The sequence below is a fragment of the Salicibibacter kimchii genome (assembly GCF_003336365.1).
GTDB lineage: Bacteria > Bacillota > Bacilli > Bacillales > Marinococcaceae > Salicibibacter > Salicibibacter kimchii.
Window position 1 is genome coordinate 97,746 of sequence record NZ_CP031092.1, and the last position, 25,093, is coordinate 122,838.

At 46.7% G+C, this 25,093-nt stretch carries 23 protein-coding genes; 20 read left to right on the top strand and 3 right to left on the bottom strand.

Annotated features, from left to right (window positions below):
- Positions 1 to 303 precede the first annotated feature (303 nt).
- On the top strand, positions 304 to 2,622 hold the full coding sequence (locus DT065_RS00620; RefSeq protein WP_160112333.1) for a DNA internalization-related competence protein ComEC/Rec2: 2,319 nt from the start codon (positions 304 to 306) through the stop codon (positions 2,620 to 2,622).
- A 107-nt stretch (positions 2,623 to 2,729) separates the two neighbouring features.
- Here DT065_RS00620 and DT065_RS00625 read toward each other — a convergent pair whose 3' ends face one another.
- Complete coding sequence (locus tag DT065_RS00625) at positions 2,730 to 2,870, bottom strand: YqzM family protein (RefSeq protein WP_114369951.1); 141 nt, start codon at positions 2,868 to 2,870, stop codon at positions 2,730 to 2,732.
- 312 nt (positions 2,871 to 3,182) lie between these two features.
- Between DT065_RS00625 and holA the strand changes: the two genes are divergently transcribed.
- A complete protein-coding gene (holA, locus tag DT065_RS00630) occupies positions 3,183 to 4,217 on the top strand; it encodes a DNA polymerase III subunit delta (protein ID WP_114369953.1) in 1,035 nt (344 codons plus the stop codon).
- Positions 4,218 to 4,278: 61 nt separating this feature from the next.
- On the opposite strand, the gene rpsT is transcribed toward holA, so the two are convergent.
- Positions 4,279 to 4,548 (bottom strand): 30S ribosomal protein S20, encoded by a 270-nt coding sequence (gene rpsT, locus DT065_RS00635; protein ID WP_114369955.1) that lies wholly within the window; start codon positions 4,546 to 4,548, stop codon positions 4,279 to 4,281.
- Between the two features lie 166 nt (positions 4,549 to 4,714).
- Here rpsT and gpr point away from each other — a divergent pair, with 166 nt between their 5' ends.
- The 13 genes from gpr (at position 4,715) to mtaB (ending at position 19,356) form a co-directional block, all read left to right on the top strand.
- Positions 4,715 to 5,800, top strand: a complete 1,086-nt coding sequence (gene gpr / locus DT065_RS00640) for a GPR endopeptidase (protein ID WP_114369957.1) — start codon at positions 4,715 to 4,717, stop codon at positions 5,798 to 5,800.
- Positions 5,801 to 5,861: 61 nt separating this feature from the next.
- On the top strand, positions 5,862 to 7,007 hold the full coding sequence (locus DT065_RS00645) for a stage II sporulation protein P (RefSeq protein WP_114369959.1): 1,146 nt from the start codon (positions 5,862 to 5,864) through the stop codon (positions 7,005 to 7,007).
- A gap of 15 nt (positions 7,008 to 7,022) precedes the next feature.
- Positions 7,023 to 7,292 carry a DUF3679 domain-containing protein gene (locus DT065_RS00650; protein ID WP_114369961.1) on the top strand — a complete coding sequence of 90 codons (270 nt, stop codon included), beginning with the start codon at positions 7,023 to 7,025 and terminating at the stop codon, positions 7,290 to 7,292.
- Positions 7,293 to 7,524: 232 nt separating this feature from the next.
- Positions 7,525 to 9,354, top strand: a complete 1,830-nt coding sequence (gene lepA / locus DT065_RS00660) for a translation elongation factor 4 (RefSeq protein WP_114369965.1) — start codon at positions 7,525 to 7,527, stop codon at positions 9,352 to 9,354.
- A 38-nt stretch (positions 9,355 to 9,392) separates the two neighbouring features.
- Positions 9,393 to 10,532, top strand: a complete 1,140-nt coding sequence (gene hemW, locus DT065_RS00665) for a radical SAM family heme chaperone HemW (protein WP_114369967.1) — start codon at positions 9,393 to 9,395, stop codon at positions 10,530 to 10,532.
- 93 nt (positions 10,533 to 10,625) lie between these two features.
- Positions 10,626 to 11,660 carry a heat-inducible transcriptional repressor HrcA gene (hrcA, locus tag DT065_RS00670; protein WP_114369968.1) on the top strand — a complete coding sequence of 345 codons (1,035 nt, stop codon included), beginning with the start codon at positions 10,626 to 10,628 and terminating at the stop codon, positions 11,658 to 11,660.
- A gap of 160 nt (positions 11,661 to 11,820) precedes the next feature.
- The gene (grpE, locus tag DT065_RS00675) at positions 11,821 to 12,384 is read left to right on the top strand and encodes a nucleotide exchange factor GrpE (RefSeq protein WP_114369970.1); all 564 of its coding nucleotides are present in this window, start codon (positions 11,821 to 11,823) and stop codon (positions 12,382 to 12,384) included.
- A 46-nt stretch (positions 12,385 to 12,430) separates the two neighbouring features.
- Entirely contained in the window at positions 12,431 to 14,275 is a 1,845-nt protein-coding gene (gene dnaK / locus DT065_RS00680; protein ID WP_114369972.1) for a molecular chaperone DnaK, read from the top strand.
- Between the two features lie 328 nt (positions 14,276 to 14,603).
- A complete protein-coding gene (gene dnaJ / locus DT065_RS00685) occupies positions 14,604 to 15,716 on the top strand; it encodes a molecular chaperone DnaJ (RefSeq protein ID WP_114369974.1) in 1,113 nt (370 codons plus the stop codon).
- 103 nt (positions 15,717 to 15,819) lie between these two features.
- Positions 15,820 to 16,749: a 50S ribosomal protein L11 methyltransferase gene (prmA, locus tag DT065_RS00690; RefSeq protein ID WP_160112334.1), complete on the top strand. Its 930-nt coding sequence runs from the start codon at positions 15,820 to 15,822 to the stop codon at positions 16,747 to 16,749.
- Between the two features lie 43 nt (positions 16,750 to 16,792).
- Positions 16,793 to 16,975: a hypothetical protein gene (locus tag DT065_RS18680; RefSeq protein ID WP_160112335.1), complete on the top strand. Its 183-nt coding sequence runs from the start codon at positions 16,793 to 16,795 to the stop codon at positions 16,973 to 16,975.
- 280 nt (positions 16,976 to 17,255) lie between these two features.
- Positions 17,256 to 18,008: an RsmE family RNA methyltransferase gene (locus DT065_RS00700; protein ID WP_160112336.1), complete on the top strand. Its 753-nt coding sequence runs from the start codon at positions 17,256 to 17,258 to the stop codon at positions 18,006 to 18,008.
- Between the two features lie 4 nt (positions 18,009 to 18,012).
- Positions 18,013 to 19,356, top strand: a complete 1,344-nt coding sequence (gene mtaB / locus DT065_RS00705) for a tRNA (N(6)-L-threonylcarbamoyladenosine(37)-C(2))-methylthiotransferase MtaB (protein ID WP_114369982.1) — start codon at positions 18,013 to 18,015, stop codon at positions 19,354 to 19,356.
- A gap of 34 nt (positions 19,357 to 19,390) precedes the next feature.
- Here mtaB and DT065_RS00710 read toward each other — a convergent pair whose 3' ends face one another.
- On the bottom strand, positions 19,391 to 20,323 hold the full coding sequence (locus DT065_RS00710; protein WP_160112337.1) for a Na/Pi symporter: 933 nt from the start codon (positions 20,321 to 20,323) through the stop codon (positions 19,391 to 19,393).
- Positions 20,324 to 20,563: 240 nt separating this feature from the next.
- Here DT065_RS00710 and rpsU point away from each other — a divergent pair, with 240 nt between their 5' ends.
- The 5 genes from rpsU (at position 20,564) to yqfC (ending at position 25,085) form a co-directional block, all read left to right on the top strand.
- Positions 20,564 to 20,734, top strand: coding sequence for a 30S ribosomal protein S21 (gene rpsU, locus DT065_RS00720; RefSeq protein ID WP_114369988.1), 171 nt, complete (start codon positions 20,564 to 20,566; stop codon positions 20,732 to 20,734).
- 297 nt (positions 20,735 to 21,031) lie between these two features.
- Positions 21,032 to 22,324, top strand: coding sequence for an NfeD family protein (locus DT065_RS00725; protein ID WP_114369989.1), 1,293 nt, complete (start codon positions 21,032 to 21,034; stop codon positions 22,322 to 22,324).
- Between the two features lie 31 nt (positions 22,325 to 22,355).
- Positions 22,356 to 23,366, top strand: a complete 1,011-nt coding sequence (floA, locus tag DT065_RS00730; protein WP_114369992.1) for a flotillin-like protein FloA — start codon at positions 22,356 to 22,358, stop codon at positions 23,364 to 23,366.
- 28 nt (positions 23,367 to 23,394) lie between these two features.
- A complete protein-coding gene (locus tag DT065_RS00735) occupies positions 23,395 to 23,928 on the top strand; it encodes a YqfB family membrane protein (protein ID WP_114369994.1) in 534 nt (177 codons plus the stop codon).
- Positions 23,929 to 24,800: 872 nt separating this feature from the next.
- Positions 24,801 to 25,085: a sporulation protein YqfC gene (gene yqfC, locus DT065_RS00740; RefSeq protein WP_114369997.1), complete on the top strand. Its 285-nt coding sequence runs from the start codon at positions 24,801 to 24,803 to the stop codon at positions 25,083 to 25,085.
- The last annotated feature ends 8 nt before the right edge of the window (positions 25,086 to 25,093 follow it).

Genomic DNA, 25,093 nt, shown 5'->3' on the forward strand with positions numbered 1-25,093 from the left:
TGCTCATGGCTCAATCAAAGTGAACGTTGGTTTAGCATTTCTATCCCGGTGATTTAATCCATCCGAGAACCAGCTTCCATGCCGTTGAAGACTTGGCTTATCGAGTTGCCTCAATACATCCAATATTACAATCGATGGCTGCCAAACCGTCTCGTTCGACGTATAAAGATCGTCCTTACAGGTGTGACCGTTTATTTACGCCGTTCTGCACTAGTACATTTCGGCACCGGGTTTCATCTCTCCCCCTTCTCCTCTCCCATTTTCCATCCTTATCCTGCATATCCAGACAGAAAGGGTGATGGTTTGCGCGGAAATTATTATCTTTTTGCTGCGGCTACAGGGTTCGGTGTCGCCGCTGCCCTTTCTTCATATCGAGCGATGATGATTGCCGGGGCACTGCTCGTGTTCACTTATCTGAGTATAAAAAACAGATCATTGCTTTTGTTGTTCGCTCTCATTTTTACAGGTGCGGGCGCAGCCATTTGGGCGTATGTTGTCGATGGACAAAATGAGACAGTGCTCCATGAGGAAGTCGACACCATCGATGGACAAATCGCTGATGTTCCTGATATGGACGGGGATCGTGTCTCTTTTTCTCTGCAATTGCCGGACCACAATGAACGTGTCCAAGTTTTTGTGCGTGTGGTTGACGAGGAGGCATTGCCCGTATTTGCCGATTTAAGCCCTGGGCATGAATGCACAATTCTTGGTGAGATACGTACGCCGCGACCGGCGAGAAATTTTAACGCCTTTGATTACAGAAGTTATTTATATGAGCAGCGGGTGCATTGGACATTTCATCATGTGCAGGGAAAAGACGACATGACCTGCCGAGATTCAGGGGACACGGGGATAACGAGCGTGAAACAATGGCGGCATTCCGGCATTCGTTTTATTGAAGACGTATTTCCGGACGAAATTCAGGGATTGGCAATGGCGTTGTTGTTCGGAGAGCGTTCCTATATGGAAGCGGATACGCTGGAGGCCTATCAGGACTTGGGAATCGTTCATTTACTCGCTATTTCCGGATTGCATGTAGGGCTGGTGAGCGGTTTTCTCTTCTTTCTTTTCATACGGTTAGGAATCAGCCGTGAGCGAGCCTGTGAAATGTTATTGATTCTCCTGCCGTTGTACGCGTTGTTGGCAGGTGCGGCTCCGTCTGTTTTGCGGGCCGTGCTCATGAGTTGTTGCGTGCTTTTATGCATTCGTTTTCGTGTGCCTCTGCATCCTGCCGACGGCATAAGCTTCGCTTTTATCGGTCTGCTTTTGTACAATCCGTATATGCTTTTTCATGTCGGCTTTCAACTGTCATTCGTCATTTCCTTTGCATTAATCGCTTCGGCTGTCATTTTTGCACGGGCAAAGACGCGCATTCGTCAATTTATGCTCGTTTCCTTTCTCGCACAGGTCGTTTCATTTCCCTTGATTGTCTACCACTTTCATACCTATTCCCTCCTAAGCTTGCCCCTGAATATCTTATTTGTGCCTGTTGTGTCCGTTATCATTTTGCCTACGATTTGGCTACTGTTCCTTTTTTCCATTATTTCCCCTTTTTTATCTTCTGTTTGGCTTTTGCTCTTGGAAAAAATCGTTAATGTCTTCCATTCCCTATTCACTTATCTTCATCAACATTCGGGATTGATGTTTGTCTTTGGACAACCTTCAGGCGTTTGGGTGATGTTGATGGTTGTATTTGTGGTGATCGCGGCGATTTTGTTGGAAAAAAGACGAAAAGCGGTCGTTTTTGCCATCGGACTTTTGATCTCCGCTGCTGCATTGCAATATTTTTATGCTGATTTGGTTCCTCAGCTACGGGTGACATTTATCGACGTTGGTCAAGGGGACAGTATTTTAATCGAGTTGCCTTATCGGCAAGGCGTGTATTTAATCGATGGGGGAGGGACGATTACGTTTCCGCAAGAAGATTGGCAGGAGCGGGATCAACAACCGGACCCGGGCCGGCAAACGGTAGTGCCTTACTTGCAATCGCTTGGCATCAACCATCTAGATAAAGTGATCGTGACGCATGGGGATTATGATCATTACGGCGGGCTTTTTGCTGTCGTTGAAGAGATGGAGGTGGACACGGTTTTGTCTCCGCATACGGATATTGAAAACTCGGAAGTGGAACGTTTCCTCATGCATGCGCGGGAACAGGGGGCTCAGCCGACGTTTGTGCATGAAGGAATGGGATGGTCTGTCGATGCATTTACTTTTCGTATTTTGCACCCGACACCGACAGGGGGCGGAGAATCGGATAATGACCAATCGATCGTCATTGATGCACATCTTTACGGAACACGCTGGCTATTCACCGGTGATGTGGAGGAGGAAGGGGAAAAGCGATTAATCAGGGACTATCCAGAGCTAAGCGCCGACATTTTAAAAGCGGGTCATCACGGCAGCCAAACGTCGACGACGTCTTCATTTGTGGAACATTTGAATCCGATGGTTGCTGTGATTTCGGCGGGGGAAAACAACCGTTACAACCATCCGCATCCAGATGTACTCCAAACCCTTGAAAAAGCAGGCGTGCAAATTTTTCGAACGGATGAACAGGGGGCGATAAGATTTTACTATCAAAACCGCAGATGGCATGTGGAGACGATGATCGATGAGTGACGACACATAAAGCCCGCATCTATATAGAAGTGAGAAGTCGGACCAGTAAAAATATTAAAAATATTAACCGTCTTAAAAAGAAAAAAGCCAGGACCTTTTCCCGGCTTTTAAAATCTCCCCACAAATTCGACAACGACCGCCACAATAAAAACAGTCGCAAAAAATCCAAATGAAACGACAAAGCCGACCGCACCATCAAGAAAATCGTTGCGTTTGCTTTGCACGTCTTTTTCAAACTCATGACTCATGTTCGGTGACCCTCCTTGTCCTTTTCCATTATAAGACATGAAAGAGTAAAAATCCAGACACGTCCTCCCATTTGTTAAGAGTTGTCACCCATAAAACCAGTAAGCATAGGATAAAATAACGGTAACAGAAACGAAAATCGTTGGTGCGCAGATTCCTAGGCCTCGTTACCAACGTTTATTATAAATCAAAGGCGCGCGTGCACGCGTTGCCTTTGTGCTTACGCGATTTGGATCAATTGCAAACAGGGGGGGCATTTATTAGGATAGGGAGAGAATAGCAGGAATATACATACGGAAAAGAGGCCTGGGCCGATGAGCACTTATTTGCAAACGAGGAAAAATATTACAGAAGGAAATTTTTCCTCTATTTATTTTTTTTATGGTACGGAAAAGTATATGATGGATGACCTCGTTCAGCAAATTAGCCGTCATGCCCTCGGGGATGTGGAGAGGGACTTCAATTTTTCCCAATTCGATATGAAGGAAGTCCCCTTACAAGAGGGGATCGAGGAGGCGGAAACGGTAAGTTTTTTCGGACAGGGAAGGATCATTGTTTTTCAACATGCACGCTTTCTTACCGGAGCGAAAGATAAGGACATGCCGCCGCATGATTTGAAACGATTGGAGGCATTTTTAGCTGATCCGCCACCGGAAAATATCGTTGTTTTTACAGTTGAGACACAAAAGGTAGATGAACGAAAAAAAATTGTAAAAAAATTAAAAGATGTGGGCGAAACAGTGGAAACGTCCCCTTTGCATGGCGATCGATTAAAGCAATGGATAAGGGAAAAAGCAAATGAAGAAAATGTTTTGCTCACCGCTGAAGCAGTTGATGAACTGCTCGGGCGTTCGAATTCGGACTTATTGACATTAGAAAAAGAAATTCAAAAATGCGCCCAATATATAAATGGCCATGGAGAAATTGACGCCTCTATTGTGCGCGCGCTCGTCCCTAGAAGTCTAGAGGACAATGTTTTCCAACTTATCGATGCGGTGAGCGATAACCATACCGAAAAGGCATTACAATTGTTTGATGATTTACTCAGAAACGGGGAAGAGCCGATAAAAATCACCGCCCTCATAGGCCGTCAGTTTCGCTTGTTAAACCTTGCAGCGGAGATGGACAAGCGCGGGTACAGCCAACAGAAAGCAGCACGACAATTGGGCGTCCCCCCATTCGTCGCAAAACGGCTGTCTGCAAAAGCAAAAACAGTTAAGAGCGATGCGGTGAGCCGTGCACTCTCCTTAATTGCCGAAACAGATTACAAAATGAAACAGGGCGCGGTGGAAAAAAAGAACGGAGTCGCTTTGTTGATCGCTCGCCTGCCCCGGGTCTTATCAGGATAAAAGCGCGGTTTTAACCGTTATAAAACCAATAAAAAAAACGACTCTTCAGGAGTCGTTCTCTTTAACTTGCGGTCGCTTGATTTAATTTCCGTTCCATTTGGGATTTTTTGCGAGCAGCGCTATTTCTATGAAGAATGCCTTTGCTGACGGCTTTGTCCACTTTCTTTTCAGCCAATTTAAACGTGTCTTTTGCGCCTTCCACGTCTTGATTCTCAAGCTTTTTGTCAAATTCTTTAATCGTGGTACGCATGGATGATTTGAACGCTTGGTTTTTCACACGTTGTTCCTCATTTAAGCGTACGCGTTTTTTGGCGGATTTAATATTAGCCAAACTTTTCACCTCCTGATGGTCTACGTTTGCATGCATATTGACAAAATGGATTGTATCAAATACATCTGCGCCTTGCAAGCCAATGTGCTTATTTTCTTGTCATTCCTGTATCCGGTATATTTTCAGGACTTTCGGAAACCGTAAACGAAAAGAGATACATGGGAGGATGAGAGATTTGGAACAGCATTCGTTTCAACCTCGAAGCGATCTTGCCGTGGAAGATGAACACGTGCTTCCCAACCAGAATAAAAACGGCATTGTGGTACACGAACGGGAAGTAGAAGACATAACGATTGTGCATGTGGATATTGATGAAGAAGGGGCGAATCGAACTGGGAGAGAGCCGGGCAAATATTTAACGTTGGAAACACTTGGCATAAGAGAAAAAGATACAAAGCTGCAAGCAAGTCTCATTCGTGTATTGAGCGAAGAATTCCAATCATTTATGGGTGCGTGTGGTTTAGACGAAAAAAGTAGCTGTCTTGTGATCGGGCTTGGAAATCGCGATGTAACACCGGATGCCCTTGGCCCTAAAACGGTGGAACAGTTGTTGGTTACTCGTCATTTATTTGAGTTGGGACACATGCAAAACGAAGATGACTATCGCGATGTATCTGCTATGGCACCCGGAGTGATGGGGGTAACAGGGATTGAAACGAGTGAAGTGCTATTTGGCATCGTAGAAAAAACAAAACCTGATTTTGTCGTTGCCGTGGATGCTTTGGCGGCACGTTCCATCGAACGGGTAAACGCGACCATTCAAATATCCGACACAGGGATCCATCCGGGGTCGGGTGTACAAAATGCCCGTAAACAACTGAATAAACAATCGCTTGGTGTACCGGTGATCGGGATTGGTATCCCTACGGTCGTAGATGCTGTATCCATTACGAGTGACACCATCGATTTTTTGTTTAAACATTTCGGACGTGAAGTCAAAGATCGTGAAAAACCGGCGAGTGTCTTAACGCCGTCGGGAATGACGTTCGGGGAGCGTAAACAGCTGAGGGAGGAAGATTTGCCGGACGAAATCGAAAGGGAAAAATACTTCGGTATCGTCGGAACATTGGAAGATGAAGATAAACGGAAGCTCATTCAAGAAGTGCTCACCCCCCTCGGCCACAATTTAATGGTCACGCCTAAAGAGGTAGACACGTTTATGGAAGATATGGCAAATGTAGTGGCCGAATCCTTAAACATTGCCTTTCATAAAACGATAACAGTAGAATCTAGCGGCCATTATACCCATTAAAAATCGGTTGTTCTATTGATAGATATCGCTCATAGAATGGTAGCGTAAGGAGGACGAGCCCTTGCGCAGACCAAACCGACAGGCACACGTTTTCTCACTATCTAAAATAAACATCCAGTCCTTTTTTATGGCCGGCATCGCATTTATTGTCATGACATTTCTTATTATCGCTATGTTAACGACGGCAGATAATCATAGTCGTTTTTCTTCATCGGCCTTGCATGATTGGACAGGGCAAATGCAGAGCGATTGGTTCGTTCATTTACTCGGAGCCGAAAATCGATATTTTTTAGATGCGTTGGAGGACTATTCCACGCCCAGTTTGACAACGGCTGTTCTCGAGCTGGCAACTAATATGAACTTGGAGGATCCGCGCACTTTTTTGGGACGGGAACTCCCCGGTTTTTCCGGATTTGACGATACACTTGTCGTTGCTGGACAAGGGACAGACTTTACGAACACGTCCATTGAATCCGCGCCTCCAACTGAAGAAGTACTTCGGGAACAGACGGGTGCTGATAACCCCTCGGAGGAAGGAGAACAAGAAGAGAGATCCTCCACCGAAATGGCTGATGAAGAACCGATCATTCACATTTCACATGCCCATAACCGTGAAGCATTTCACCCGGAAGTAGAAGGGAAAGAGGATCTCCATCCGGAGGAGAATATCGTAAAAGTCGGTGAATACTTTGCTGATGCTTTCCGCGAATACGATTTGCCGGTGGAGGTTTCAGATGATGATGTGACGGGGATGTTAGATGAACGAGGATGGGATTATAGCCGGTCCTATGATCTGAATCGTGAAATTGTAGAGGGAGCGAAAGAAGAACACGAAGAACTTGAGTTTTTCTTTGACTTGCACCGTGACTCTGTCGGAAGAGAACATACGGCGGTGACGATCAATGACGAGGTATATGCCCGCACATTTTTTGTCGTCGGAGAAGACCATGCCGATTATGAACAAAATTTGGAAGTGGCTACAGAAATCCATAATCGCATGGAAGACAAATGGCCCGGTTTAAGCCGAGGGGTTCTTACCCGTGGAGGTGCCGGGGTGGATGGCATCTACAACCAGGATTTATCCCCCGGTGCCATGCTGATCGAATTTGGGGGAGTAGATAATACGTATGAAGAAGTATACCGCAGTGCCGATGCGTTAGCCGAGGTCCTACAGGAATACATTTACGAGGAACTTGAAGAAGAGTAACCGGAGGGGAGATCGATGAGGGCGAAATATGTTTTTTTTACCATAATGACGGCACTCGTCATGTTTTTAACAGGGGTGCTTTCCGGCCACTATTACGCCTACCATCAATGGGGACAGTTGTACCAAGATGAAAATCAAACGGTGTCCGTTGATGCTGAGGAGGTGGAAATCGAAGAGGAAAGAGTGGAACATGATCTTGAGGACAGGCAAGAAGATATAAGGGAGAAGGGAAGCACCAATTTCTTTTCGGAACTCGGAAAAACGATCGGGGGGGCTCCCCGCTAGGATAAATCTTGACCCAGGATTTCTTGAATCCTTCCTGTGACACAGAGTTGCTCGGATTGCTGGTCCGAGCGTTTTTCTTTGTCTACGTATCGGTTACTATGGACCATACAGATGCTACAAACCGCGTTCCCGCGAAAGGAAGTTTTGCGTATCCGTTGTCGTTCAGACGCGTGATTGCTATAATGAAAGATAGTTTTCCTTCGGGACGTTTCGAAAAATCAGGAGTGATCGAATGACATATGAAGACATACGCCGTAGACAGGCGAAAATAAGAAATTTTTCTATCATCGCCCACATTGACCATGGAAAATCGACGCTGGCCGATCGGATCCTTGAGCATACGAAATCGGTTTCGGAACGTGAAATGCAAGAACAACTTCTTGATGAGATGGACTTGGAAAGAGAACGGGGCATTACCATTAAATTAAACTCCGTTCGGCTTCGCTATGTGGCTAAAGACGGAGAGGAATACATATTTCACTTAATCGATACGCCTGGACATGTGGATTTCTCCTATGAAGTGTCGCGCAGTCTCGCTGCCTGCGAGGGTGCTTTGCTCGTCGTTGACGCATCGCAGGGCATTGAAGCGCAAACGCTCGCGAATGTCTATTTGGCACTGGATAATGATTTGGAGATATTGTCGGTCGTAAACAAAGTCGACCTTCCTAGCGCAGAGCCTGATCGGGTGAAACAGGAAATTATTGATGTAATCGGACTAGATCCAACCGAAGCCGTCCACGCTTCCGCCAAAAGCGGCATTGGTATTGAGGACATTTTAGAGGAAGTGGTTGAAAAAGTTCCCGCGCCCGCGGGTGATCCTGAATCGCCATTGCAAGCTTTGATTTTCGACTCCTTGTACGATCCTTATCGTGGTGTGATTGCTTATATACGTATCATTGAAGGAACGGTAAAAAAGGGCGATAAAATCAAAATGATGGCCAACGGCAAGGAATTTGAAGTTAGTGAAGTCGGGGTATTCACCCCGAAAGCTGTCGCGGCTGATGTATTATCCGTGGGGGACGTCGGTTTTTTAACCGCATCGATTAAAAATGTCAGCGACTCCCGGGTCGGGGACACAATCACGAAAGTAGGGCACGAAGCGCCTGAACCGCTCCCCGGGTATAAACGGATGAAACCGATGGTTTTCTGTGGGTTGTATCCGATTGACGCCAGCAAATACAACGCATTGAGGGACGCGCTTGAGCGCTTGGAGTTAAACGACAGCGCCCTTCAGTATGAAGCGGAAACTTCTCAAGCATTGGGTTTTGGTTTTCGGTGTGGATTTCTTGGGTTGCTGCATATGGAAATTTTACAAGAACGAATTGAACGAGAATACGGCATCGAGCTTATCACGACGGCGCCAAGTGTGATCTATCACGTTTATAAGGTCGATGGAACCATATTGGAAATTGATAATCCGACGAACATGCCCGAGCAACAAGAATTGGAAGAGGTAGAGGAACCGTTTGTGAAAGCAACCGTGATGGTGCCTAATGATTTTGTCGGTCCGGTGATGGAGTTGTGCCAAAAAAAACGCGGCGAATTTATCGATATGCAATATTTGGATGAAAACCGTGTCAATATCACGTATGACCTCCCTCTCACCGAAATTGTTTATGACTTTTTCGACCAATTGAAATCCAATACAAAGGGATATGCTTCTTTTGATTACGAACCGACCGGTTATCGGGCCTCCAAACTGGTCAAGATGGATATTCTCCTTAACAGCGAAAAGGTGGATGCATTGTCCGTTATCGTTCATCGCGACATGGCGTATGAACGAGGAAAAGTGATCGTTGATAAACTGAAAGATTTAATTCCGAGGCAGCAATTTGAAGTTCCGGTACAGGCGAGTATCGGCAATAAAATCATCGCGCGTTCGACCATTAAAGCATTGCGGAAGAACGTAACCTCCAAATGTTATGGGGGCGACATCACACGGAAAAGAAAATTATTGGAGAAACAAAAAGAAGGGAAACGGCGAATGAAAAACGTCGGGAAGGTAGAGATCCCTCAAGAAGCGTTTATGTCCGTGTTGCGGATGGACGATGATGACAAATAGCCGGGCCCTGAGGAAGGCCGAAAGAGGAGGGCCTAAAGATGAAAAGAGGGGCATATATTCATATTCCCTTTTGCAACCAGATATGCCATTACTGTGATTTCAATAAGGTGTTGATAAAAAACCAGCCGGTGGATGATTATTTGCAAGCGCTGCTAGCTGAAGGGGAGACCCGTTTAAATAGAACCGTGACATTTATGGACACGCTCTATATAGGCGGCGGAACGCCGACATCCCTTTCCGCTGGGCAGTTGCAAACGTTATTTTCCAATCTGAAGCTTGCCGGTCTTTCCTGGGACGAGCGCAGCGAAGTGACCGTAGAAGTGAATCCGGATGGTATTGACGATGACCGACTGTACGCATTGAAAGATGCCGGTGTTAACCGTATCAGTATTGGTGTGCAAACGTTTGATCCTACATTGTTGGAAACACTCGGCCGTACGCACAGTGTGGAAGACGTCAGCAGAACGGTTGCACGGGCACGGGAGCTGGGCTTTGACAACATCTCGATCGATTTAATGTTTGCGTTGCCGGGCCAAACCATTGAGCAATGGAAAACAACTATTGAAAAGGCGGTTGCGCTGGGGCCGGATCATATTTCAGCGTATGGATTGAAAATCGAAGCCAAAACGCAGTTTTACAACTGGTTGCAGGCAGGGAAATTAGCGCCGTTAAGCGAAGACGAAGAAGCGGACATGTACGACATTTTATTATCTAAATTAGAGCATTATGGTTACGAGCAATATGAAATCAGTAACTTTGCCACACGAGGAAAAGAAAGTGCACATAATCTTATTTATTGGCGCAACCAACCCTATTTGGGCTTGGGTGCAGGCGCCCACGGATACCAAAATAACGAGAGGTATGGAAACATTTTGCCCATCCCTCACTATTTAAAATCCGTTCAGAAAGGGGAATGGCCGGAACGGACGCGGCAACCTGTATCGTTAAAAGAACAAATGGAAGAGGAGATGTTTCTCGGGTTACGCTTAAAAGAAGGCGTGCATATTCACCGTTTTAAAGAAAAATTCGATACTTCTTTTCACGATGTATACGGCCAAGTACATGCGGAATTGGTTAATGACGGCTTGTTGCACGAGGATAATGGACGAATACGTTTGACGGAAAAAGGCAAATATCTAGGAAATAACGTATTTGCTTCTTTTTTATTTGATACTTGAGCTTCTTTGCGTTGACAAATCCTAACCTATTTTGATAAGTTACCAATAGCATTAGCACTCGGGGAAAGAGAGTGCTAACAGAGGTGATAGACGATGCTTAGTCACCGTCAATTGTTGATATTGCAAGCCATCGTCGATGATTATGTGCAAAGTGCCGAACCTATCGGTTCAAGAAGTATTTCCAAACGTGAGGATATTTCTTTCAGTCCGGCTACGATACGCAATGAGATGGCTGATTTGGAAGAAATGGGTTATTTGCTAAAACCTCATAGCTCCTCGGGCAGGGTCCCTTCCAATGATGGTTATCGGTTGTATGTGGATCATTTACTACGGCCGGCGCCCTTGCAACAACATGAGATTTTAGATATGGAAAAATTTTTCACCCGGCGCATTTCAGAGGTAGAGGCCGTCATGAAAAAAACAGCGGCGGTTTTGTCAGAATTGACGAGTTATGTATCGGTTGTGCTAGGGCCGGAAATGGAGCATACAAAACTGAAACAGTTGCAAATGCTCCCGCTCACGGGAAGGCAGGCCATTGCCATTCTCGTTACGGATTCAGGGCATGTAGAACATCGCACATTTGATATCCCGAAACAAATGGATTCCAGGGAACTCGAAAAAGTGGTCAATATATTAAATGAGCAACTCGTCGATACGCCTATCGGGCAATGGGAAGAACAGTTGATAACAGAAACCTCCCGTTTGCTGTATCAGCACGTTCGTCATTATGAAGATATGTTCGGCGTACTTCGGGATGCATTTAAAACAGAGAAGAGTGACCAGGTGTTCTACGGCGGTATGATGAACTTAATGATGCAGCCGGAATTCCAGGACATTGACCGCATTCGGATGGTCTTTGATTGGCTCGATCGCAGTGAAAATGTGCACACCCTGCTTTCGCGCAGCCAAGAAGGCTTGAACGTGCGAATCGGCAGAGAAAACAACATCGAAGCTTTTGCGAACGTAAGCATGATTACCGCGACGTATTCCATTGATGGAAATACCGTCGGTACGCTAGGTGTCATCGGACCAACAAGAATGGAATACGAGCGGGTGATACGATTGATGCGTCAATTTGCCACCGGACTATCAACTTCTTTGACGAAAAAATATCGGCAAGATAGGTAGGTTAGAAAACTTGGCTTTTCGCCAAGCTTTTATGGCGAAAGCCTTAATTCACTTATGCAGGTAAGAAGGTTGATTTATACTTTCTTCCCTGCCTAAAAAGAGGGAGAGGCTATCTCCCTCCTCTTATGTGCAAACAAGCAGCAAGTGAGGTGAACGCGGCATGAACGAAAAAGAAGAGAGCGACCTGCAAGAGGAAGAGGTAGAAATTATCGATCCCGATACGGAAGACACCCCCTCCGACTCTGCGGATGAAGATGTGGAAGCATCGGAAAGCCAAGAGGAAATAGAGGCTCTGCAGGCGGAATTGGAAGCGTGGCAAAACAAAGCGCAGCGCGTCCAGGCGGATTACGATAATTTTCGCAAGCGTAGCCGTTCGGAAAAAGAAGCAGCGGCCCAGTTTCGCTCCCAGCCATTGATGGAAGCCCTCCTTCCTGTCCTCGACAATTTCAGTCGAGCCTTTGACACCGAAGGGCAGAATTCTTCCAACGAGGGGCTTTATAAGGGAATGGAGATGGTTTACCGTCAATTTTGGGAATCTCTCGAGTCTGAGGGGCTGGAAGAAATTCCGACGGAAGGCGAAACCTTTGATCCCAACGTGCATCAAGCAGTGATGCAAGTGGAGGAAGAAGGGTTTGAACCCAATCAAATCGTGGAAGAACTACAGAAGGGTTACAAACTGAAAACACGCGTCATCCGGCCAGCCATGGTCAAGGTTAACGCTTAAACGTACAAATGAATCGCTTTAGTGAATCAAGGAGGAATCAACAGAGATGGGTAAAACAATCGGGATTGACTTAGGAACAACGAATTCAGTCGTAGCGGTAATGGAAGGCGGGGAGCCGGTCGTTATCCCCAACCCTGAAGGGAACCGTACAACGCCTTCGGTTGTTGCATTTAAAGATGGAGAAAGACAAGTCGGCGAAATTGCCAAACGGCAAGCTATTACAAATGAGAACACCGTTCAGTCCATTAAGCGTCATATGGGCACCGACTACACGGTAGAAATTGAAGGGAAAAAATATACACCGCAAGAAATTTCCGCCATTCTCTTGCAAAAGTTAAAATCGGATGCTGAAAGCTACCTAGGCGAAGATGTGACAAAAGCAGTTATTACCACTCCGGCTTATTTTAATGATTCTCAGCGACAAGCAACGAAAGACGCCGGCACGATCGCAGGGCTGGAAGTTGAGCGGATTGTCAATGAACCGACAGCGGCTTCTCTTGCTTATGGTCTGGAAAAAGAAGAAGATCAAACTATCCTCGTCTATGACCTTGGTGGCGGGACGTTTGACGTTTCCGTTCTTGAACTTGGCGATGGCTTTTTCGAAGTGAAGTCAACGTCCGGCGATAATGAACTCGGCGGGGACGATTTCGACCAGGTGATCATCGACTACATGGTCTCCGAGTTTAAAAAAGAAAACGGCATTGACCTTGAACAAGACAAAATGGCGATGCAAAGGTTAAAAGACACGGCGGAAAAAGCGAAAAAAGAACTTTCCGGTGTAGCTCAGGCTCAACTTTCCTTGCCGTTTATCACCGCAGACGCTTCAGGTCCAAAACACTTGGAAATGACCATGTCGAGAGCGCAATTTGAAGAGGGTGCTTCTCAACTGGTAGAAAGAACGATGGGACCCGCGCGCCGTGCGATTCAGGATTCTGGCGTGAACGCTTCGGATATTGATAAGGTTATTCTCGTCGGTGGTTCCACGCGAATTCCGGCTGTCCAAGAAGCGATCAAAGGATTAACGGGCAAGGATCCGCATAAAGGGGTTAACCCGGATGAGGTCGTTTCGCTCGGTGCTGCAGTGCAAGCAGGTGTACTCGCCGGAGATGTTCAGGACGTTGTGCTATTGGACGTTACCCCGTTATCCCTCGGAATCGAGACAATGGGCGGTGTGTTTACGAAGCTGATTGACCGCAACACAACCATTCCGACCAGCCAGTCGCAAGTATTCTCGACCGCTGCCGATAACCAATCGTCCGTTGACATTCACGTCCTGCAAGGCGAGCGTGAAATGGCGAACGATAATAAAACGCTCGGCCGTTTCCAACTAACGGACATTCCGGCAGCTCCGCGCGGTGTGCCGCAAATCGAAGTTACGTTTGACATCGACGCGAACGGCATCGTAAATGTCCGGGCAAAAGATAAAGGAACAAACAAAGAACAATCGATCACGATTACATCTTCCTCCGGGCTTTCCGAGGAAGAAATCGAAGACATGGTTAAGCAGGCAGAAGAAAATGCCGAGGCCGACAAGGCGAAGAAAGAAGAAGCGGAACTTCGCAATGAAGCGGACCAATTGATTTTCACCGTCGACAAGACGATCAAAGACTTGGGAGAAAACGTAGACGAGTCGGAGAAACAAAATGCGGAAGACGCGAAAAGCAAGTTGCAGGAAGCCTTAAACGGCACGGACCTTGAAGCCATCCGCACTGCGAAAGATGAATTGGAACAGCTTGTGCATTCCCTCTCCCAAAAAATGTATGAGCAAATGGCTGAGCAGGCACAAGAAGCCCAAGGGGAAGATCAAGGCCAATCCCAGGAAGAAGACGTCGTTGATGCCGATTATGAAGAAGTAGACGACGAAAGCGACGATCAACAAAATAAGGCATAGCGGTAAACAGCTATTTTAGTGGGTAAGAAAGTATAAATCAACTTTCTTACCTACATAAGTGCAACTATGGCTTTCGTCATAAAAGCTTGACGAAAAACCAAATTTTCTACCACTATCAGAAAGTATAACTGCTTTGGATGATAGTATAAGAAAAGGCTTTGACTTTCGCCATCTTTGGCGATAAGTCAAGTTTTTCTAAAGTCAAAGTCAGGATCTCTTGGCTTTGGCTTTTTCACTTCATAAGAGATGTGAGATAATGGGTTGCGACTTGTAACAAGCCAATATAAGATAGCTGCATGCTGGAAATTGAACGGGAGTGAAATGGAGAATGAGCAAACGGGACTTCTACGAAGTACTCGGGGTCGATGAAAATGCGTCTGCGGATGAGATAAAAAAATCGTACCGTAAATTGGCGCGCAAATATCATCCCGATGTCAATAGTGAACCTGGCGCCGAGGAAAAATTCAAGGAAGTAAAAGAGGCTTATGATACGCTGAGCGACCCGCAAAAGAAAGCAAATTATGACCAATTCGGACACGCCGATCCGAATCAAGGATTTGGCGGCGGCGGAGACTTTGGCGGCAGTGGCTTTGGAGATATCTTCGATATGTTTTTCGGAGGCGGTGGACGCCGTGATCCGAATGCGCCGCGCCAGGGAGCAGATTTACAATATACGATGACCTTGGAATTTAAAGAAGCTATCTTTGGCAAGGACACCGAGATTGAAATCCCGCGGGAAGAAACATGCCAGACATGTACCGGTTCAGGGGCAAAACCGGGTACAAACCCTGACACATGTGGTCGATGTGGCGGCAGCGGTCAGTTGAATATTGAACAAAACACGCCGTTCGGTCGTGTCGTCAACCGTCGGGTTTGCGATCAATGCGAAGGCGCGGGCAAAATTATTAAAGAAAAATGTAAAACGTGCGTTGGAGCAGGAAAAGTAAAGAAACGAAAAACGGTACGCGTGAACATTCCGGCGGGCATCGATCATGGACTGCAACTACGTCAAGCAGGACACGGAGAAGCAGGTGCGAACGGTGGCCCTCCCGGAGATTTGTTTATTGTCATAAATGTGAAGCCGCATGAATTTTTCGAGCGGGATGGCGATGATATTCGTTGCGAAATGCCGTTGACATTTTCCCAGGCAGCGCTTGGGGACGAAATCGAAGTTCCAGCACTGGAAGGGAAAGTGAAAATTAAAGTTCCCACCGGCACACAAACAGGCCGAAGTTTCCGATTGCGTGGCAAAGGAGCCCCTAATGTTCATGGCCGTGGCACGGGGGATCAGATCGTTACCATTCGCGTGATCACTCCGAAGAAATTAAATGATCGACAGAAGGAACTGTTGAAAGAGTTCGCTGAAGAAAGCGGCGAAGAAGTGGATGAGCATAGCAGCAATTTTTTTGATAAAGTAAAGCGTGCATTTCGAGGAGATTGAGAACCGTTAGGCTTTCCATTATTTTGGGAAGCCCTTTTGTATTGAATACATGGATGTCATTCCGAATGACAACAGAAAAGGCACTAGAAACGGAGGGGAAGGGATGAACTGGGTCGAATATCGCATACATTCCACCCATGAGGGCGCTGATGCAGTCTCTCATATGCTGACGGAACAAGGATCGAATGGCATAGTCGTGGAGGATGCAAACGATCGAAATGAACGTCCGAAACGATCCGATGAGATGGGACAGCCGTCCGTTGAACATTTGCCAATGGAAGGCGTTGTGTTAAAAGCTTATTTTCCTGAAAGTGAACAAAAAGGTGATGCTATTCGAACGGCCCTAGCTGAGGTACAGCAGCGATCAGATCTCGATATGGGAGATTTAACTGTCGATACCGAAGTGGTCAAAGAAGAGGACTGGGAAGAAGCGTGGAAAACGTATTATGAACCGATCCAAGTTTCTAAAAACCTGATTATTACCCCATCTTGGAAAAACGTGCAACGGGGAACGGAGGAAGTCGTCGTTGAGCTCGACCCGGGGATGGCATTTGGAACAGGTGCTCACGCGACCACAATTCTTTGCTTACAAGCGCTTGAACATATCGTTCATGAAGGGGCCATCGTGATTGATGTAGGCACAGGCTCAGGTGTACTGAGTATCGCGGCTGCCAAATTCGGGGCAGGTTCCGTACGTGCCTATGATGCGGATGAAGTGGCGGTTAACGTTGCGAAGGAAAATATGGCCATCAATCAAGTCGAAGATAAAGTGACCGTGAGGAAAAGCAATTTATTTTCCGATATAGAAGGGAAGAGCGATATCATAGTGGCCAATTTACTGGCTGATATCATCATTCGAATGGCCCCGGATGTAAAGGCTCACCTTACCGCTCGTGGATTTCTGCTCGTCTCCGGCATTATCGAGGATAAAAAAACGGAGGTGAGCAAAGCATTGGAAAAAGAAGGATTTGTCGTTGTGGAAACTCGAGAGCAGGAAGATTGGACAGCCATTTTATTACAAAGGGGAGACTAGTGGTGTATTTCAGCAATTCTTTTCCTACTCGCGGATCTTGAAAATGGGTTTAAGTGATCGAATGGCTGTGAACATTGGAGATGCGTTCTATCATCGATGCAAACGAGGAAACCAGCTGATTATCCGAAACATGTACGGCATGTACGACATCGTTGTGAAAGAAGAGCGAAGAAGCGGGGATAGGTTCTCGAAGGATGAGTATTATTGGCATGGAATGAGCGTCTAGGCGTCTTTGCAAGTCGAAGTCTGAACGACATCGGCATAAAAGAGAAAAAAACTGTGACGGGAAGCCGAAGCAAGCACGGGAATGGAACAGAACTTGAAGGAAGAAAAAATTGCAGACTGTGCAAGGGGGAGGACCCCAAAATAGGGGACCAATGTTTGCTGCTTTAATGTTTGCTGCTTTAGGGAAAGAATTTCTGATCCTAACGCCGACCTCCATTTTTCGAAAGGAAAGATGCAGGAAATGATCGAAATCATCCACCATACGAAACGAGGAAATGAAAATGCAGCGCTACTTCGTGTCCGATGACCAATGGTCGGCCAATACAGTGATAGTAAAAGGAGAACAAGCCCACCATATTTCTCGCGTGATGCGCATGTCTTCCGGAAATGTTATCATTTGTATAAATGATCAAGGCGAGGCAGCGTATTGCCGGATAACGCAAGCGGAACCGGATCACGTCACGTGCAGGATCGAAGAGAACGTATCTTCTGATCCCGAACTCCCGGTACATATTACCGTGGCTCAAAGTGATTTAAAAGCCGACAAATATGAATGGGTTGTGCAAAAGAGCACAGAATTGGGCGTTGGTACCATTACCAGTTTTCCCGCGGATCATTCCGTCGTCAAGTGGGATGAAAAAAAAAGCGCGAAAAGGATCGCTCGTTTTCAAAAAATTACTCGGGAATCGGCCGAGCAATCGGAACGTCTTAAAATCCCTGTGATTGAGCGAAAATCGTCACTGGATGAGGTGTTAAAAGAAGGACAGCCATACGACCATAAATGGATCATGTCCGAACGAAGCGCCAGAGAGGGCAATCACCATACCCTTGATGATGCGTTGCGCCAGCTGCAACGCTCAGAACGTATTTTGCTCGTTTTCGGGCCTGAAGGCGGCTTTTCAACCCGCGAACACCAAACGGCTATAGACTTAGGCTGTAAGCCGGTGAGTTTGGGTGCAAGAATTTTACGTGCGGAAACGGCCCCGCTGGCCACGCTTGCTATGTTGGTTTATCAAGTGGAATTAAAGAGGTGAAAACATGTCTACCGTAGCTTTCCATACACTCGGATGTAAAGTGAATCATTATGAAACCGAAGCCATTTGGCAGTTATTTGAACATGCAGGGTACGAACAAGCGGAGTCGAGCGCGGATGTATATGTGATTAACACATGTACTGTGACGAATACAGGGGATAAAAAAAGCCGCCAAGCGATTCGCCGTTGTATTCGTCAAAATCCAGATGCCGTTATTTGTGTCACCGGCTGTTATGCGCAAACCTCTCCGGCGGAAGTGATGGACATCCCGGGTGTGGATATCGTTGTAGGAACACAAGATCGTTCAAAGATGATCGGATACATCGAAGCTTTCAAACACTCGCGTGAGCCGATTAATGGCGTGAGCAACATTATGAAAACACGCGTCTATGAAGAATTGGATGTGCCCGCGTTTACCGACCGCACACGTGCGAGCTTAAAAATTCAAGAAGGCTGCAATAACTTCTGCACGTTTTGCATCATCCCGTGGGCGCGCGGGTTATTACGCTCCAGGCAACCAGAGGACGTTTTGAAACAAGCCCGCCAGCTCGTTTCCGCAGGCTATAAGGAAATCGTCCTTACAGGCATTCACACAGCCGGTTACGGCGAGGACTTTAAAGACTACAATTTTGCGACGCTGTTACGCGAACTCGAACAGGTCGAAGGTTTGAAACGCCTGCGAATCTCTTCCATTGAAGCAAGCCAAATCACCGATGAAGTGGTAGACGTTGTGCGCAATTCCGACACCATTGTCAACCATTTTCATATCCCGCTCCAAGCAGGTTCGGATACCGTGCTTAAACGGATGAGAAGAAAATATACAACCGCTTATTACAAAGAACGGGTGCAACGCTTGAAAGATATTTTTCCTGATTTGGCCATTACAACCGATGTTATCGTCGGTTTTCCCGGGGAGACAGAAGAAGAATTCAGGGAAACGTATCATTTTGTTCGCGATTTACAGTTCTCGGAGATTCACGTTTTCCCGTATTCAAAACGGACAGGGACACCGGCGGCCCGCAGAGAGGACCAAGTTGATGAAGACGTTAAAAAACAACGGGTTCAGCAACTCATTAGCCTCTCTGATCAATTGGCAAAAGATTACGCTTCAAAACATGAAGGGGAAGTGCTCGAGATGATCCCCGAAGAAGCAGATAAAGAAGATCCGGATAGTGGAATGTATATCGGTTATACGAGCAACTATTTGAAAGTGAAAGTGCCGGCTTCCGTGGATATGGTCGGCAAGATTGTACGGGTGAAAATCGTAAAAGCCGGTTACCCATACAATGAAGCGGAGTTCATTCGAGTGCTTGAAGACGCAGAAAAAACTCAATATGTACAAGCTTAAATAAAAAACACGAAGGGGATCCCCTTCGTGTTTTTTACGTCGATTTTCCCCCGGTCAAACGTTCAATGAACGAAGCGAAAGGATGGACAAACGGCAACACTAACAAAGAGCAAATAAGGTTAAAAATAACAGAAGCATGAGCCACTTGTGCCGCTGGGTCAACCGCAATCGTCGTGATGATGTGTGAGAATATCCCAATCAAAGGCAAAAACAGCAGGACGCCTCCGATATTCAGGAAAACATTGGCCACTGCCGTTTGCATGGCTCCGCGCTTGGCACCGAGCGCGGCTAAGACAGCTGTGAGGCATGTGCCGATATTGGCGCCCATCATAATGGCAATCGCATGGTCCAATTGAATAAAGGCGTTGGCATACATTTGAATCCCGATAGCGATTGTGGCCGTGCTTGATTGAATAAGAGTCGCGATGATGGTTCCGCCTAGGACGGCTGTGCCCGCGGACATTCCCTCGTTTTCCAGTAACCAATCCGACCACCCTTGTCCTGTGAGTTCCTGCCCCCAAGCACTCATGCCATCCATTGCCAGAAACATACAGCCAACCCCGCAAAGAATCGTCCCCGGAAGAAAAAGCTTACGTGCCCTCAATAATAGACAGAGGATACCGGCTGTCAGTGATAACAATCCAAGCGTTTCCCCGGAAAAAACAAGAATTTCAAGCGTTAAGGTGGTTCCGACATTACTGCCAAGCATGATGCCAATGGTTTGGCGGAAAGGGATAATACCGGCTGCCACAAGACTGACAGCCAGTACCATCACAGCGGAGCTGCTTTGCAACAGTGCCGTTACCGCAAAGCCAACGAAAAAGCCCGCAAATGGATGGAGCGTGCTATTGACAATTAGGGTTCGCACGTGTTTAGGGGGGGATTGGCCAAGGCCCGTCCGAATAAGTGCAACACCAAAAAGGAAAATGAAAATATATACGATCATGATTAGCAGTGAATAGTCCATTGCTCGTCCTCCGTATTTCATATGTATGGCCAGCTGTCAGCAGTTATGTTAAAAAATCAGGCAACAAAAGAAGCTTTTTAAATGCAAAGGGAAAAAACAAAGGGGAAATGGGAGAAGAAAGCGTTTGTTTGTTGCATTTTGAGCTGTTTTCTTATACAATTTTATTAAATGAACGAACTTGTTCCCGAGGACAAGTTTTGTCATGATTTTGTGAGCGGTTGTGCGGAGGGAGGGATTCAAATGGCTGAAACACGTATACGTAAAAATGAGTCACTCGATTCAGCTCTGCGTCGTTTTAAGAAAGACGTGTCCAAAAGTGGAACATTGGCCGAAGTTCGTAAACGGAAACATTATGAAAAGCCAAGCGTGAAACGAAAGAAAAAATCGGAAGCGGCTCGCAAACGAAAGTAATCACTTTTGTGGCTCTTTTTGATGAAAAGGTCTCGCGGGCAACTGTGTTTTATTAACCACCTAATAAATGCAAGTCTTCTGGGAGTTATCCCCCGGGGTTTATGATCACCGGGGGTTTATATTTGCGACTTTCTCCGGCACGCCCGTGCCTGCGTTTTCATGCTCCGCATGGTACATAACGTACGCCCTAAAGTGCGATTTCTTGTCGACGCTAAAAAAGTTTGATTTAATGGGAGTAAGTTGTGCTTCCACTAAGAAGAAGGGTGTAACAATACTTCCGGGAAGGGGCGTGAATAAATGGGGAAACATGTACGCATCTTATTTTTCCTGTTTTTGCTAATGGCGGCAGGGATGATGATGCCGTTTTTCTCTAGTGCACAAAGCGATGACGCCACCGTTCATTTCGTTCCTGTGGAGCAGACGGTTGAAAGCGGATTAGAAGCATTTCTTGACCGTTCGATCACGGAGGCAACGGAAGAAGGGACCGATCACATTGTCCTGGAAATAGACACACCTGGCGGAGCTGTTGACGCGGCCGGAAATATTGCAGAGATTATCCAGAATGCAGAAGTTCCCATTACGGCCTACGTCACTGACGATGCCTTGTCGGCAGGGGCCTATATTGCGCTAAATGCCGATAACATTGTGATGGTCCCGGACGCACAAATGGGTTCAGCAGCCGTCGTAGACGGATCAGGAAATACAGCCGGGAATAAAGCTCAATCCGTTTGGGTGTCAGAGATGGAAACTGCCGCCCAAAGCAGTGACCATGATCGCGATCCGGAATATGCCAAAGCAATGGCTGATCCGGAGGAACCGCTGACAATGAATGCGGAACAGGCGCTTGATGTCGGCTATGCCGAGGAGATCGTTACCGATCGTGAAGAAGTCTTGGCTTTTTTGGGATTGCAAGGCGCTGATCAAGTCGAATCCGAAGTGAGCCTCGCTGAACAATTGACACGCTGGGTGACAAACCCGATGATTATTCCGATATTGCTGACCGTAGGAGGCGTCGGTTTACTCATGGAGTTGTTCACACCCGGGTTTGGATTGCCAGGGCTAGTCGGGCTTGGCTCGTTGGGACTGTTTTTCTTTGGCCATTTATTTGCCGGATTTGCAGGCATGGAAGCGATAATTTTGCTCATCCTCGGTTTGATTTTAATCGGTGTAGAGATTGTTTTTACCGGTTTTGGTATATTTGGATTGATGGGGCTTGGATCCATTATCGGAAGTATATTCATGGCCTCGTTTGACACAACACAAATTCTATTCTCTGTCTTCATTGCCATGGTCGTGATCGTCATCGCCACGATATTGCTGTTTAAGTATTTTGGTAAAATCGGATTTATGCAAAAACTTGTATTGCAGAATGCCTCGGAAGCTGCCGAAGATGGAAACGAAACGGTTACAGATGATGCATTCATCGGCCAAATCGGCCGATCTTTAACCCCTTTGCGTCCTTCAGGGTTGATGGTGCTTGCCGGGGAACATTACGATGTCGTCACGGACGGCGTTTACGTGGAAGCGGACCGTGATGTGCAAGTCATATCTGTTTCCGGTCCACGTATTGTTGTAAGGGCTGCTAAATAAAGCAGCAGTGTGAAAAAAAGGAGGAGTTTACGTGCCAACAGAAATCATTGCGCTCGTAGCGATTGCCATTGTCGTTATCGTTCTCGGGATTCTCTTTACGTTTATTCCGGTCGGTTTATGGATTGCTGCCTGGGCAGCTAATGTAAGGATCGGGATTTTCCAACTGGTCGGCATGCGTTTGCGGCGAATTGTACCCAAGCGTGTCGTCAATCCGTTGGTAAAGGCTAAAAAAGCAGGTTTGGATTTGAAATTGAACAAATTGGAAGGTCACTATTTGGCAGGGGGGAATGTCGACCGTGTCGTCAACGCTTTAATCGCCGCTCACCGTGCCAATATTGAATTGACATTTGAGCGTGCAGCAGCGATTGACCTCGCCGGGCGTGACGTCCTCGAGGCCGTTCAAATGAGTGTTAACCCGAAAGTGATTGAGACACCTTTCATCGCCGGGGTTGCGATGGACGGGATTGAAATTAAAGCGAAATCCCGAATTACCGTGCGTGCCAATATTGACCGCCTCGTTGGGGGCGCCGGTGAAGAAACGATTATTGCTCGTGTGGGCGAAGGGATTGTTTCCACGATTGGTTCCAGCGAAAATCACAAGGCAGTGCTTGAAAATCCGGACATGATCTCGCAAACGGTTTTAAGTAAAGGGCTTGATTCCGGTACAGCGTTTGAGATTCTTTCCATCGACATTGCCGATATCGATATCGGCAAAAATATCGGTGCTGAATTGCAGACAGATCAAGCTGAAGCTGATAAAAAGATTGCACAGGCAAAAGCCGAAGAACGCCGTGCCATGGCTGTAGCGCAAGAACAAGAAATGAATGCACGCGTAGAAGAAATGCGCGCCAGAGTTGTTGAGGCAGAAGCAGAAGTGCCGCAAGCGATGGCTGAAGCCTTGCGTTCCGGGAATCTGGGGGTTATGGATTACTACAATTTGCAGAATGTGGAAGCCGATACCGATATGAGGAAGAATATCGGAAAAGCGACCAACGATAATGAAGACAATACCGGGGATCCCCACCAAGATATTGATCGATAAGGATACGGTGAGAAAAGGGGGTTGAACCTTGGATTTACTGTTTATTTTCATTCTCATCTTCATTGCAATGTCAATTTTTAACTCCATAAGCAATGCACAACAAAAGAAGGAAGGCGGGCGTGGTTCTCGCCCGGGCACAGGTCCGGCTCGCCACCCTTCCTCCGATGCCCCCGGTAATGACCGGCAAGGGGAAGGCAGCACGTTCGGAGACCTTAAAAGACAATTTGAAGATATGATGAATGATGAGCACCCGACCGAACGGGCGCCGCAAGCGGATCGCGACGTCTACCAGGAAGAAAATACGAGAGAAGCAAGTAGCGCGCACGCAGAGTATGAACAACAATGGGAGCGATTGCGTCGTGAACGTGAAAATGCGAAACGACGGTTGGAAAACACCGATGTACCGGTAGCAGCTCCGGGAAGTGAGAAGCAGCAACACGAAGGCCTCCCCTTTAACAATTTTTCGGAAAATGATGTTGTAAAAGGTGTGATTTGGTCGGAGGTGCTTAGCGAACCGAGAGCAAGAAAACCCCACAGAACGAATCGAATGATGAAAAGATAGAGCGCGGACGCCGCGTTCTTTTTTTGGCAGGTAAGAAAGTATAAAACTTTTTCCTCTATAAGTGCAACTAAGGTTTTCGTCCTTAAGGCTTGGTGATAAACCAAGTTTTCTAATGCGCTTTTAAGGTGAGACTCAGTTCAATTCATGTTGTCATAAACGGCACGTATTCCTAGTCCCTTTCCCTCTTTGTGAATTTCCCCCCTCTCTCTCGCGTCCATTTTTTGGCAACCCTCCTTTCGTCCAAGTTTTTCTCATTTTTCTACAAACACTGGCTTGATTTGTGACGCTGTACACGAGTTCTATAATCGACACGAATGCCGAAACTAGATCGTAAGTCGGAAACGTGTGTGCGCAAGCCGGAACATGTACGGATCGGCATGGAAGGGGAGCGAAGAACAGTGCGTTTGCCGAAGAAAAAGTATCATTGGCATGAGAGGAGAAACAGATGCATGATCGGAAGCCGAAGTATGCACGACATTGACATGTACAGAGGCAAAGAGAAATGAGTATGTCGAAGGGCGGCGACATCGACATAAAAAGAGAGTACAGTTGTGCTGAGAAGCCGAAGCAAGCACGGGAACGGAACAGTCTTCTGCTCATTTGCCTTCTTTCAACGACGACATCCATGGCTAGGTTAACCCCGGACCTTCGCGCGTCTCCCACGCCTCGACATCAGCCAAAAAACTATTGATAGAACACGTACGTAAAACGTTTATATCCGCTATTTTGAATACATAGTGAAAAAATGAAAGGTACGTAGTACCAGGCCCGAATCCTTTTTGCGTGAATGAACTCATTCTTTTCGCTTCTGACTACTTGGGGAGTGATACAGCTCGGGTTTGAAACATATGTATCGTTGAGGAGGGATCCTTGTGAAGCGACTGTCAAGACATATCAACAAGTGGTTGACGAAAGGGATGGAAGTACCGGCAGATGTCACGATGGGTGTGCCGAGGGTAACGATGATCGGTCATCTGCATGTTTATATAGAAAATCACCGCGGCATTATTTCTTTTACTCCTCAACGCATACTCGTCCGTCTTTCCGAAGGGAAGTTGGAAGTTAAAGGGGAAGATTTGTTTATTAAGGCTATTTTGCCTGAAGAGTTGGTTCTTGAAGGAACGATCGAGCAAGTCACACATTTGGGGGAGAGGTGAGGGAAGTT